The sequence below is a fragment of the Pseudomonas sp. GW821-FHT09D08 genome, assembly GCF_059416305.1.
The window spans coordinates 56,400-70,771 of the sequence record NZ_JBWKOX010000020.1 but is presented as its reverse complement, the minus strand read 5'-3'; the positions used below and the strand labels follow the sequence as shown (position 1 = coordinate 70,771).

The window sequence follows — 14,372 nt, the reverse complement described above, 5'->3', positions numbered from 1 at the left end:
CTAGAAGCCAGCAGCCTGAGTGAGTGCACTCAGCGCAAACTGCTTGAGCATCGTCAGCATCCAACCACCCAAAACCAACAGCATCACGACGGTGATGATCAGTTTAGGGATGAACGTGAGGGTCATTTCCTGGATCTGCGTGGCCACCTGAAGAATACTGACCAACAGGCCGACGATCAGGATCGCCAATAGCAAAGGGGCGGCAACCAGGGCTGCAGTGAGCAGCGCTTCCTTGAGCGCGTACAGCATGAAATCCTGTGTCATCCATGTCCCCAGGTAGTGCATTTTGATCCGGAGACATCACATGCCACCCAGAGTTCCATGGCTAGTAGCCATTATTTTGCTGGCTGATCATAGCCATTCCTGAAGTCGTGAAACAAGAGGGGACGGAGGAAAAATAAAAAGAGTTTTTTAACGTTTCTTTTGAATAGAGCGGCACGCAAAAAACCATCCAAAAGCGGTATGCCTTGGCACCATGCTATCTCCAATCGACAAAGAAAATGCTTGGCTTTGTAGCTATGACAGACGCTCATGCCATCTACCCAAGGCCTGAAGAACGCACCATAGCTATCGTCAATAGTCAAAAGCGTTGTTCTACGTCACAATTTGGCCCGTGCTTTTAGGAAACTCAGATAGTGTGAACTCTCATTCGCAAAAATCTCTTGCCCCGCCCCCATATAAGCCCGCATCAGCTCGTCTGCCGCACTGTCCTCTTGTCCCTCATCGAGATAAACCTGCCCAAGCCGCAAGTGCAAAAATGGGTTACCGATGCCACCAGGACAAGTCATTGCATACTGCAATGCATCACGCGCAGAAGATTTGTAACCAGATAGAAAACACGCATCTGCTATTGCGGCCAGAATCCAGGTAGAGGCTTCCCAACTATTTTTAGGTTCGGGAACTGATCGCCAGGCGCGGTTGTACTCGGCTATTGCCTCCTCATGGTTTCCTTGCTCAGCCAGCATGTCACCGGAACGGCAATATTCTTTTATTTTTTCATGCAGAACGACATCAAGCTCAGCACTCATATTCACATCCATTTAAGCCACATGAAGCCGCTCGAAAAACGCCAAACAACCAAGGCCAAACCCCACTACCATCGCCAAAGATGAACGCTGGATCCGGAGTAATCGAGATATTTCAGAATAGCCCCCAGTCTATAATCAACAACGAGCCCATTATCCAACCCACCGCCTTCCGATTCATAACCATTGACATAAAACGCGTCCACTGCCCGCTGGCGATAAAGATTGTCCGCCGTGTCAACCTCACCCACACCTTCATACTTCAAAATATTAAAGTAGAGTTGGTAGGTTTTTGCAGCGAGAGCAGATCTTTTCACTTTTGACAACCTGATTAATTCACCAGCAACGGCATCACTGAAAGAGCTAATCGACTCCCCCGCCAAAATCGCCGCCAAGATACAGTCCAACTTCCGATCTGGAGGTTCAATCGACCTACAACCTTTTTCTACTTCTATTTCCCTATCAATAAGAAATGCAAGAATCTGTAACTTTTCGATAGGAAACGCATTTTTTAAGTTAGCTTCGGGATCTAGCTCAAGCAGAGCCCTCACACTTTCCAAGCCGCGCTCCACACCCTGCTCACTGAATGATCGAGGATTTTCTCCACTCCGCCATGTAATCAACGCCTGCATTAGCTGGCTCAAAAAAATCTGACGACTGTTAAGCGAAAGCAAATGATAATTTTCATGGTTTTTGGCGTATAAAAATCCCTCTTCAAAAGTACTGACTTGTTTTGCGTAAAATCGAATGCTTTCTATAGACGACATGTTCAATTCCTACCAATACTCACAACCTCTCCAGATCTAAAATTGAAGCCCACCACGCCATCTTTAGATACGTAACCAGCCAAATACTTGTCAAGCACTCCGTCAGCCTGCTTCAACAAATGGCAATCATCAAACTCACCATTCTTGATGTGGTACACCTTATGATCACAGCGTGCCTCATCGAGAAACAAGGCATCTCCACTCTCAGTTAGTAACCAGCACCTTAACTGTTTTGACCCTATTTTCTCTTCCAGCGCTCTCATGGCTGACTTTTTACCGCCCACATGAGTACGATATTCCTCAAGAGTCATACGTCCAGAAAAATCAAACAACGAATTTATCCATCCTGACGGCTTAGTTGAAGACTCTGTTATCACGAACGAATTAAATAGGCGATATAGCTCGCACCACTTCAAAGGGAGCATGGCATGCTCAGAATCATATAACTGACCCGACGTAGGTTCGTTTACATAAGTCAGATTAAAGAAAAGATTACCTTCTTTCTTTTCGCAAACTAGAAAGGAAAGAACAAGCCTGGACCCTTTAATAAATGCCGCAACGGGAGATGGCCAGTTTTCCTCCATTGCCTTCGCCGTCAAGGGAAATGCAGATACAAAACCTGGAAACAAATTGCTGACGGGAGCCCCTAAAGCCTCCCTGATTTCCGGCTTTAAACGCTCCGCAACCGAAACATCCAGGTCGTCGCTGGACGAGCAAATGAAGTCATAATCTAATTTATCCAGCATCACTTTACACCCAATCTATTAGCTGATTGATAGACACGAATTTGATTCTGAATTAGCCGCTCCATTTCCCGCTGGGTATTTTTAAGACCTTCGATATATTCACCATACAGATTATCCTTCCCATAAGTCTCCCACTTAACCGAAGCCCCTTTCAACGCATTAAATCCTTTGGGCAACGACTGTAAACTTACAGTCGATCAGACTCTTCCTCCGATAACAAATACTCAACAAAATCCAAGTAGGAGCCCCACACCTCAGGCGCTGTCATCAATGCGTCTCTACCTAGGCGATTAACATCAATTGCATCACACCAGAGCACCTGACCCAATTGGGAGTTGCAGTCCATCACGATTAAGCCTTCAGCAGGTTCGCCCAACACAAGATAGTTTGGTAAAAGTTGCCCACTGTTTCTCAAGCGTTTCGTTTCACTAAGAACATTAGTCGGAGACTCCCAACCGATCTGGTGCAGCGGTAAAACGTAAATGCCACTTCCGTCAAAAAACTCCCCCACCAATTTGAAGCTAGTGGGAAGTGATATTTTCAACTCGTGTTCCAGATTTTCAATAAAATCCGGATCCACTGCGCGAATACCATTCAACGACTCAAATCGACTCTTTACCTTCTCTAGACTTGACATACCAACCTCACTGATTCTTTACGCGCCACTGCCAATATTCTCTAGTATCGACTGAAAAGGCCCGTCTATCAATTGGAAAGTTTGGGTTTGGAATATTTTTCCCATACTGACTATGCAGGGCATTTTGACCAGGTGTCCCTACTCCGTGGTAACGAGTACTCGCCTCAGCCAAGGCACCGCGTGAATCCTGCCCCATATGATGTAACGTAGCAAAACTACCGTCACGCAACTGTGGAGACAAACCTTTTGCAGCCGCCTCTGCATTCGATCTTCCTATGAAGTCTTTAGGCCCATCACTGCGAATAATCCCCCAATCGACATCATTTCTTTGAATGACTGTATAGGTTTGGCCAGTACCTTTTGGCCTAGTAGCGGTCCATTCCACCTTATCAGTAAAGTAAATGTTATCTGCGAATGTCTTCCAAGGTTTAGCAGCGTTCGTCAATGTAGTTTCAATGACAGGCACGTCATCACCAATCAAAATAACGTCTTGTAACGTCGAGGTCCGAGAGGCGGTGCCGATATTAACGCTGAATGCGTCCGACTGCATTACACGGGCAAGTGTTAGATCAATCTTGTTAGACAGCATGGTCGAAGGCGCAAGTAATCTCCCAGTAAGTGTGCCTCCGGGCAACGACAGCATAGACACCATCACGTCCTGACTCGCCTGATCAAAAGTACGATCCCCCACTGCGGCCCACGCAATTGGGATAGCGTTCGCTCCAGCCCATACTGTATTAACTCCAAGTGCCACACCATTATGGATCATAGAGTTCAAACCATAAGTCATATCAAGCAGTGAACTACCCGTCTCGAAATGAGTCGGAAAGGTACTCATTAGATCGGTATCTTCATACACGTCAGCGGAAAACAGCGGCTCCGGCTCTTTAAACAAAGCCCGCCGCAACTCTACGGGTAGCACACCCTGATTTTTTTCAGTTTCACGCGCTAGAAAACGAACTTCCGCCGTTGTTAACGTATCAGGCAACTCTCCACTATCCAGCATTTTTTGCCATTGATTAGTGGCAAGCGAAGCGACTAAATTTTGCTTAGATGCATCTTCAACACGTAACTGACTCACCATAAAGTTACCCAACGTGTTGCCGAACGCATCGGCCGCAACCTGCCCGAAATCAGGTCGAGCACCTCCAAACCATTTATCTTTCAAAACCGCAGAAGCATAAGCACTGATCTGCCCACGCACTGTTGAACTCACTAAACCAGGGCCATTCCCACCTACATACCCGGCGACGGTAGCTCCAACTGCAGATGCCGCAACATTGCGCCAACTGAACGAGTTATCCAGCCCCACCACCCGGCTGGCGATCTGGCTGTTGGCATAGTTGAATGTCCCCAGTGCCGCGTAGCCGGTGCCGTAAGTACCTCCGGTCCTCATGGCTTCTGCAGCAGTGCTCGCCCATGAGCCGAGGGCTCCTGCCTGCGCTAAGGAGCCAAACCCGGCAGTAATTCCAGACGTCAGCCCAGCGACAGCGACTTGCTTCCAGGAAAAATCATCCACTACACCCATGGCCTTTCCTGCCAATTGAGATGCTGCACTTCCCACGACTCCACCCAGTACCGCAGCCCCCAAACCAGCCCATCCAGCTGCACCCGACAGTACTGCTGCTCCGGTCAACGCAAGACTGCCAACAGCGGTTGAGCTTGCAACAGCAGCGGCCACTGGGGCGGCTGCACCGGCAGTCAGGACGGTGGCAACTACTGCCACGACCACCATGACAACACTCGCGAGACCGCTGCTTTTCTTTTTCTTTGGTTTTGGGGGTGGAGGTGGAACAGGGGTCGGTGTCGTATCTCCGACTATGTCATCGACATTATAAGGTTTGAATGTTGTGGAGTTGTTGTGCGTACTGCCTACAACGTTTGGAATGCGCACAGTGCTACCCGGTAGCAAGGACTTGCTAGGATCCAGTCCGTTGGCATCGGCAATCAGGTACCACATGCCTGAGTCGCCCCATACAGCGTGCGCTATGCTCGCAAGTGTATCGCCCTGACTAATGATATAACTGCTGGTTGTGCGGGCCGGATAGTCCGCAGAGATGGGGATCAACGTATCGCTGATTTCCGCAGCGCTGGCGGTACCGACATTAGCCAACGCCTTTCCATCATAATAAAAATAGTTTTGTACTGTATTATTGGGCTCCGACCTCGTGGTGACCTGCCCCTCTTTATTTGAAGTGAAAAACCTTAGACTGGAGCCAAATGCCACACTTTCAACCGCACCATTCCTGCTATACCCGAAAGAGGTGCTCCCAGGCGTTCCAGGAAGACTTGACGCGGCCGTAACCTCACCCTCTTTATACCCGCCGTTCGTCATTTGATAGGTTTTACTGTAAGTACCTGTATAACTCACACTTATGCCATCTGAGTTATAGATCACATAGCGCGACAGCACTTGATTACCTGCACCATCAAACATACCTGACTCGCCAAAAAAACTAGCTTGAGATTTTTTTTGCACTCCACCTGTAACGTTTTCTAACAACTGCGCTACTACCTGACCATCTCCGCGATAGCGATAGGATGCAACCGAACTTACTACACCTGAACCATATGTTGTTTGTGCGTTGCGCCAACCCACAGCGTCATAAACGTTAACAAACTCCAGAACAGATGCATCTTGAGACACTACACTTTGGATGCTGTCGGCCCCCAAGGCGCGCCGTACCTTGGCGCTACTCAGACTCAATACTTGAGACAAATCGTTATACGTGTAGCTTTTATGGACGTAGGACTCATTACCCGCGACCGTACTGCCCCACTGCTCGGTTGCCAAGCGACGGCCTAATACATCATAAACAATGGCAGTGCCTTTTTCTTTCCCGCCTGATTTTCCTGCAACGATGACACCATTATTGGAATAGCCTTCATCTACTAAAACTCTTCCCTCATCGTCAAACTTATACCAATTGTCGATTTGGGTTCGCCCGCCGGCTTGATTCGTAGCATCCAGGTAAGTTCTACGCCGATTGCCAAGCTCGTCAAAAAAGTACCGAAGAGAATCCACTCGGGCACTGCCGACCACGGAAGGTATCCACCCGACCGCACTACTGCCTGCCGGCGCATTCATCTCCTTTAATCTGGACTGTTCATCTATCTGAAACCGCGACTCCATACTCACGGACAAATCCACAACAATAAAAAATGTATCCCTGACCCTCTTATCGTTTATTTCTCTAACCTTATTCCCGGCCAGATCATATTGATAGGTATAGCGTTCCAGATAAACATCACCCGCGATGAGTGGATCACCTGTAACAACCATAGACTTCGACAGCCCATTGGCATAGTAATCATGGCGATAGTAACTACTCACTCCGGAATCATAAAAGTTTCCAGGCGTTATCTCGGTGGATCCGGATGTACGCTCCTGTATCAGTTGTCCAAAGCTGTTATAGGTATAACTTGACTGAGGCCTAAATCGCGCACGACTTGTTATTAATCGACCAAAATCCGATTCATTATAAGTCCAGCCCAGAGAATTATTGAGTGCATCGCTTTGGCTGGACTTACGATTGGCTTCGTTATATTCATAATATTTTTCCGTTTTCGACTCATTCCTCGTTTTAACAATATTCCCCCGCTCATCAAACAACGTATACCGCACATTCCCCGCCACCCCAGTCATAACCCCCGACCCACTGGCGCTGGCCAACGTCTCCTCTACTGCGCTACTCCCACTGATCTCCCCAACCAACCGACCCGCCTGGTCGTACTGATTGGTCGACAACGTCACCGCAACGCCATTACGCACGATCCCGTGCGTCAACTGCCGATCCATCGCGTCGTAGCTGTCAACCAATACGGTCCCCAGCGCATCCTGGGTGGCAACTCGATTGCCGTGGCTATCCATCAGGTAATTGCGCGAATATCCCAACGCATCGATATCACGCAGCAACTCACCCACCTGATTGTAGACATGCTGTCGCGTACGCAAGGCGGTGCTGGTAGGCATGCCTGCATAAGGCCCCACCAGATCCACTTCCTGAATCAACTGCCCCAGCACGTCATAACGCTTTTCATGGATCAGGCTGGCGCGATAGCTGGTGCCGTTCTCCCGCAGAATGTCGGTGACCGGCAAGGTTTCGGTGAGTTGCTTGTTGTTGTGATCGTAGGTGTAGGTGGTGATGTAGCCGCGAGCATCGGTGCGGGTCAGCAGGTTGCCCCAGCGGTCGTAGCTCTGGCGAATGATCGGCGTGGCCAGGGTCAGGTTGATGTTGTTCAGCGTATCGGCGTTGATGTTGGCTTCAAACGCGGGCAGATGCTGCTCAAGGGCTCGGCCGAGAACGTCGTAGCGGGTGTAGGTAATACGATCATCTGCGGCGGTGTTGGCGTCGCCGATCTGGTTACTGCGACTGGCCTTCGCATTGAGGTCGTAATCGACGCGGGTAATGCCTTGAGCGTTTTGCTGCTGGGTAACCCTCCCGGCCTGGTCATAGACATAACCGGCTTGCAGGTAGCCATTCAACAACTGGCTGGTCACCTCGCCGAAACGGTTGTACACCGCTGAGTTGATGGTGGTTTTCTGGGTGTTGTCGGCGGCCGTGTACCAATCGGTGGTGGACAGCTGTTGGCCCATCACATCGTAGGTGTAGCCACGGCGGATGGTTTGGGTGCGAGTGAGCGCAGCGCCGCCAACCGTCCAGCCACTCAAGGTCACGTTGATCTGGCGACTTTCTTCCACACGCCGACCGGCCGCGTCGACCTTGTAGGACTGCGCCGAACCACTGGCGTCGATGCTTTGAACTTCGTAACCCGCCGCATCAAAACGGGAGCGTGTGACACGGGTTACGCCGGCCTGTTGATTGCCTGCCGAATCGACCCCGGCACTTTCGGTTTCGCTCAACACCTGGCCGAAGGCATTGAGTGCGTAGGTGGTAGTGGGTGACGCATAGACGAAACCGGCGGCAAAGGGATCCACTGCGCCGTTTTTTGCCGTGGCTCGGGCCGGCTCGACAAGCCGCACAGTCTGCCCCAGGGCATTGTATTCGGTTGAGGTGACGTTACCGGCAGCGTCCACCACTGCCCGCACGTTGCCCACGCCGTCGTAGTACATCTGGCTGACCAACTGATTGCCGACTACCGCCACTGCAGAGACCGTACCTGACTGACCATTGATAGTCTGTTGCCAGTAACGCACGCCTTCCTGGGTCACTTGGCTCAAGCGCCCCATGGCGTCGTATTCGAAACGTGTACTGCGATCGTTGACGCTGATTACCGGCGGGCTCGGCGGAGTGCTGTCGTCCCAACCGCTCAGCCCATTGGCGTACTCGACCTGGCGACTGACCTTGCCCAGCACGTTGTACTCCATGCGGGTGTAGTTACCCTGGCCATCGACGCTGCCGATGCGTTGCCCGGCCAGGTCGTAGTAGTACACATTGCTGGCGCCGCTCTGCACGGTCACGCCGCTGGCGTTTCGCGCGATCAGGGTTTCACGCACCAATTGGCCTAAGGCGTTGTAACTGTAAACCGTAGTCGGCGAGGCGGTGATCAAGGTCGACGTGGCAACGTTGCCAGTGAAGGTGTAGACACTGACGGCGTCCTGTTGCACTGCGGTCTTGCGTCCCAAGGCGTCGTAGGTGGTGATCAGTGTTCGGTCTTGTGAGGCATTGGGTATCAGCGTTGAGCTGTTCAGGTCGCTGGCCGTGTAATAACCAGCTGTCGGCGCGGGTGCCGTCAAGGCATTGGCATACCGCTTGGTGGTCAGGCGGTTGCCTTGGGCATCATAGGTGTAGGCCGTCACTCCTTTAAGGGGATCAATGTCATGGGTCAGTCGGCCGAGGGTGTCGTAGACCTTGTAGCTGTCGACGAAGTCAGTCCCCGGCGCGCCAGTGTTGTTGACTCGGACACGATTGCGCAGCGCATTCCCGAGTGCATCGTAGGTGACGTCCGTGGTCACCTGCAGCGTATTGGCCGTTCCGTCCGAGGCCTGCTGATAAGCACCGGTGACCTTGTTGTACCAGCCCGGCGCGGTGATCTGCACTTGATGGCCGACAGCGTCGTAGGCGTACGCGGTGGTCCTTGCCTGGCTCAGGTCATCGCCAGCCGGATCAGCTGCCAATGCGCTGCGCAAGCGTCCCGCCGTTCGGCTGGTGACGTTACTCAACGCATCGTAGGTAATGCGGGTGACCTGCAGTAGCGAGCGAGTACTGACCACCCCATTGATATCAATGCTCGACACGGCAACCGCGGGGGTGATTTCTTCTACCAGCCGGTTCACGTTGTCGTAGCGGTAGTTCCACACCGAACCGTTTTTGTTGGTTAAGGTGGTCCGATTGCCCACGGCATCGTACGTGTAGGATTCGGTCTTGCCGGCGGCGTCGGTGACACTGCTGAGCTGCCCGGCGGCGTCGTATACCGAGCGCGTGGTGTACGTCAGCGCGCCCAGGTTAGTCAGCGCGGCAGTCACGCCCTCAAAGGTGCGCGGTGTGCCCGCCGGCATTGCCTTGTCGTAAAGGCGGCTTTCAGTGATACGTCCCTGTTGGTCATACAGCGTTTCTGTAACCTGGTTCAGTGCATCGATGGTCACCCGCACTCGACCCATCTGATCGTAGAGATAGGTGGTGACCTGGTCCTTGGCGCTGGCGCCTGCCGCAACGTTGGCCGGCGAGTTGCCCAAGGCGGCCAGCGCGCTGGCACTCAGGGCGGTGGCGAAACGAGTAGTGCTGGCCAGGCGACCATCCGGATCATAGGTACTGCGGGTGACACCGCCGAGAGCATCCACTGTGTCAGTCACGCGCCCGGCATTGTCATAGACGTACCAGGTACTGTTGCCACCTGGATCCAGCTTGCGAGTCACCTGGTCATTGGCGTTGTAGAAATATTGCGTCGTGAGGTTGTGCCCGTTGGGATCAAGTCGTTCGGCGGTGCGACGGCCCAGGTTATCGAATACATACAGAACGATCTGCTGATTCGGATTGGCGGTGGTGCCGCGTGCCACCTGAACCTGTCGACCAAAGCCGTCATAGGTGTAGGTGGTCGTCAGCTTGAGGCCGTTCGGGTCTTGCACCACCGTCAGCAATTGACCCTTGCGGTCGTAGGCGTAGTCAGTGACGCGTTGACCCGCCTCGGTCATACGCACTTTGCGCCCCTGCCCATCAAACGCATATTGGGTCACAACCCCGGCAGCGTCGGTACGACTGATCATGCGATTCGCAGCATCGTAGCCATAGGTCGTCACCCGGCCCACTGCATCAGTCACGCTCAGCAGATGTCCGGCGACATCGTAAGTATTTGTGTTGGTACGACCCAGACCATCGGTACTGGCGATCTGTTGGCCGTTTTTGTCATAGCTGAAGGCCTGGGTACGGCCTTTGCTGTCGGTGATCGTCAGTGTTTCACCGTGACGATTACGCACGGTAGTCATGGCCAGGCCATCCGGCGTGGTCACCACCAACGTGCGCGTGCTGTCGTTGTAGCTATAGGTCGTGATCAGCCCACGCGCGTCCATCTGGCGCAAGACACGGCCAAAGGCGTCGTATTCACGGCCCTGGGTCTGGCTGAGGGGATTGCTTTCAACGATCACGCGACCATTGTCCAGGTAGCTGGTGCTGTTGATCTGCCCTCGCCCATCGATCCTGTTGATCACCCGTCCGAAGGCGTCATAGAAGACTCCGGAGGTGCGCGATAAACCGCCGACGTCCTCTTCCTTACCAATCAGTTCACCACGCCGGTTATAAGCCAGGCTTTCGCGAATCGTGGTGCCACTGGTGCTGGTACGCAGGCTGCCAACCTGCTCGCCAAACAGGTTGTAGGCGTAGCCAACGGTATTGCCCAGCGCATCGGAACTGCCGGCCAGCGTGCCGGAGGTGGTGTAGGCGTAGAAGCTGCGGTTATCGGTGTTGGCATCACGAATCGCCTGAACCAGTGCATTGACCTGCACCGTCAACAAACCGCCCGACAACGTAGCGGTGTTGGCCGTACTGAGTCGGTTTGTCAGGGTCGCGCGCTCGCTGGCATCACCGAAAGCGGTATAGCGGGTTTCGCTGACTTCGCCCAGGGCGTTAATTACATGGGTCAAACGTCCTGCCGCATCGTAGTAGGACAGTGTCCGGTTGCCCAATGCATCGCTGGCGCTGGCGACGCGGCCGGCGGCGTCGTAACGATAGGTCAGACCATATTGCGCATAAACGGCGGCCACTTGGGCGTCGGTCATGCCGACCGTAATGCGACCCGACGCCTCGCCCAGCAGTTTGCCGATGGTTTGCCCGAAGGCGTCATAACGGATGAGTACACTGCGAGCCTCGGGTGTACCTTGAGCCCGGGTTTCGCGCACCAGGCGTCCTGCCGCGTCATATTCATAGGCGGTCACCGTACCGTCGGTCGCCGTACGCTGGGCCACTCGCCCCTGGCCGTCAAAAGCGGTGGTACTGGTTTGCCGCGCACTGCCGGACACTGCGGCCTTGAGCGTGGCGAACCCTGTATTGCTGTTGACCGCGGCGGTATAGGCTGCTGCGTATCGAACGGTTTGCTGGGTGTTGGTGGCTTCGTCGAACACAGTCTCAGTGACAAACTGCTGCTCATCGAGGCTGCCGACCTGCCTGCCGGCCGCATCATAGAAATACCAGGTCGACAGGCTGCCACCTTCACTTGGCCTCAGTTGATCGAGTGTGCCTGATTCGCGGTTGGCGGCGGCGGTCACTGCGGCATAACGAATGGTCTGGACCAGTCGGCCAGCGGCGTCATAACGATTTTCCCGCAGGTAGCCTTCAGCATCCAACTGCCCGGTCTGATGCCCACTGGCATCGTAGAAAAACCGTGTGATTCGATCCCCGGCCTGCTGCCGCACCAACTGCCCAAGGCCGTCGTAGCCGAGGGTCGTCACCAACCCCGCGGGTGTGGTGGTGGTACTCAGGCGCCCTGCGGAATCGTAGGTGAAAGAGGTGACTCGATCATCAGGGTTAGCCGGGGGCCGAACCTGCGTCACTTGGGTGACGAACACAGTTGTGCCGTCATACCCGCCAGTGGTATCGATCAAGGTAGCGTAGCGTTTTTCCTGGATCCGCTGCCCCGAGGCGTTGTAGACAAACTCAGTGACGGCTCCCAAGCCGTTGATCTGCGCACTGACCCGTCCCGCCTCGTCATACAGCACATAGGAGCGCACGCCCGTGGCGTCCTGGACCATGGTTTGCCGGCCAGCCGCGTCATACACATACAGCGTCGAGCGCGGTGTGGCGTTGGCGGCGGTTTCGCTTTGTGTGATCAACCGACCCCAGATGTCGTAGGACTGGCTGATGGTCAGCCCTGCGCTGTTGGTCGTCGTGACTGTACGATTGAGGCCGTTATAGACCGTTGTACGTGTGCCGGACGCATCAGTCTGACTGAGTACTCGGCCCATGCCGTCATACACAATGGAGGTTAGCGCAGCCTTCGCGTTTCTATCAGCTCCACGCACAGCCAGGGTCTGGAGTAACTGGCCGTGTTCACTGTAAATAAACTCGGTAACGTTCGCGGCACTGTCCAGCAGGCCCGCGCCATTGGCAGCCACAGCGGCATACACCACACGACGGTTCAGGTTGCCGCGATAGTCATAGCTCAGTTCGGTCAGCGTCGAACGTGTTTTGTCCCTTGCGGCCGCCCATGTGATCAGCGACGACTCGGACAACACGTCGGCAGGCGCCAGCCCTGACACCGCAAACTGCGCATCACCGTAACTGACTTCCTGCGTACGCAGGCCGCTGGCGTTATAGCGGTACTCCACCACCTGGCCAGCACCATCCACGGCAAATCGCAGGCGGTTGTTACTGTCATAGGCATAACGCGTGACCTGGGCACTGCTCGCAGGCGGTTCGGTCCAGCCGGTGCCGTTGCGGGTCGCAGGCACGCGATAGCGCACTTCGTTGAGCAATTGGTTATCGGCGTTGTAGCTGCGTGTGATCGTGTTACCTGCGCTGTCACGCTCCAGCACCCGATTACCATTGGCATCGTAGCCATAGCTCACCGAGTTGCCGCGACCGTCGACGACCTGGAGCACATTACCGTCGGCGTCGTAGCTGTAGCGCGTGGACAGACGCTGGCCGTTGACTGCCGGCGTGCGTACCTCGATCAGTTGATCCTGAGTGTCGTAGTAATAACTCCACTGCTGCCCAAGCCCATTGAGCACATCGGTGCGACGGTTGGCTGTGTCATAGCTAAAACGTGTAATTCCAGACGCGTCACTGACGATGCTGACACGATAATCGGCCCCCACTTGTTCGTAGCCGAAATTCACGGTGGTGCCATCGCTCTGCGTGACGCTGGCAATGTAGAAACTCGACTCCACGTACGTATAGGACGTGGTGTAGACCTTGCCATCGGCGATGCTGTTGTCTTGCGGGCTCAGGTCAGTGCTGACGTTGGTCAGGCGGCCCAGGCCGTCATAGGTGTAATACACCTGGCGCGTCAGTGCCTCACCTGCCGAACGCCGCGTGTCCAGGCGCTCCAGCTTGCCGGCGGCGTTATAGTTAAGCACCAGCTCCTGACCCGAACTGTCTTTGACGCTGCTCAAACGCCCCTGGACGTCATAGCTGTAGCTGATCTGGGTGCCATTGGCATCGGTAGTGGATACCAGTTGGCCATTCCAGTTGTAACGTTCAGTGGTGCGTCGTGAACCATCGGTCCATACCACTTGCCCTGCGAGGTCGTCCCACGTGAGGGTGTCATGCGCGCCATCACCTTCGGTGGACTGATAGCGTGTTCCGTCCCAGCGATAGACCGCTTTGTGACCATCGCCGGTGATGCGGACCATCTGACTGCCGGCAGTATTCAAGGTGCCCACTAACGTCAGGCTGCGCTCGGCATCCCAGCGCCAGCCATCGGCGTCTGCGTCGCTGAAATCACCTCGGGTGTTGTAGGTCCGGGTATGCAGAAGATCCTGACCAAGACCGGACAATTGCTCATCGGTAAAACGCAGGACCAGGTTGCCATTGCTGATATTGACCAACGCTTGGCCGCCAGCCTGGCCGAGGTTGCCCTGGCCGGGCGAACCGCTGCCACCCAGCGAGTTGAGCGAGGTGTTGAACAGACCCAATCCATTGCCAGCAACGATCGCTACCATTTCCTTGACTCCCCCGCCCCAACTGAACCGGCCTTGCGGTTCAAGACAATTGGACTGTCCGCGAGCGCGGTAAATCAGCCCCTCTGTCAGTCCTTATGCGTCGATTTCGAGGATTGTTTAGGGCGGGTGAAAATTTTTTTATTT

General features: G+C 54.1%; 6 protein-coding genes. All 6 read right to left on the bottom strand.

The genetic code is table 11. The features are described from left to right. On the bottom strand, positions 1-264 hold the full coding sequence (locus AC07OP_RS25955) for a flagellar biosynthetic protein FliQ (RefSeq protein ID WP_495102552.1): 264 nt from the start codon (positions 262-264) through the stop codon (positions 1-3). A gap of 335 nt (positions 265-599) precedes the next feature. Beyond that, entirely contained in the window at positions 600-1,028 is a 429-nt protein-coding gene (locus AC07OP_RS25950) for a tetratricopeptide repeat protein (protein WP_150675587.1), read from the bottom strand. A 65-nt stretch (positions 1,029-1,093) separates the two neighbouring features. After that, positions 1,094-1,792, bottom strand: coding sequence for a hypothetical protein (locus tag AC07OP_RS25945; RefSeq protein ID WP_495102551.1), 699 nt, complete (start codon positions 1,790-1,792; stop codon positions 1,094-1,096). Positions 1,793-1,794: 2 nt separating this feature from the next. Next, entirely contained in the window at positions 1,795-2,538 is a 744-nt protein-coding gene (locus tag AC07OP_RS25940) for a hypothetical protein (RefSeq protein ID WP_495102550.1), read from the bottom strand. 187 nt (positions 2,539-2,725) lie between these two features. Next, positions 2,726-3,175: an SMI1/KNR4 family protein gene (locus tag AC07OP_RS25935; RefSeq protein ID WP_281112250.1), complete on the bottom strand. Its 450-nt coding sequence runs from the start codon at positions 3,173-3,175 to the stop codon at positions 2,726-2,728. Positions 3,176-3,182: 7 nt separating this feature from the next. Continuing rightward, the gene (locus AC07OP_RS25930; protein ID WP_495102549.1) at positions 3,183-14,228 is read right to left on the bottom strand and encodes an HNH/ENDO VII family nuclease; all 11,046 of its coding nucleotides are present in this window, start codon (positions 14,226-14,228) and stop codon (positions 3,183-3,185) included. Positions 14,229-14,372 lie beyond the last annotated feature (144 nt).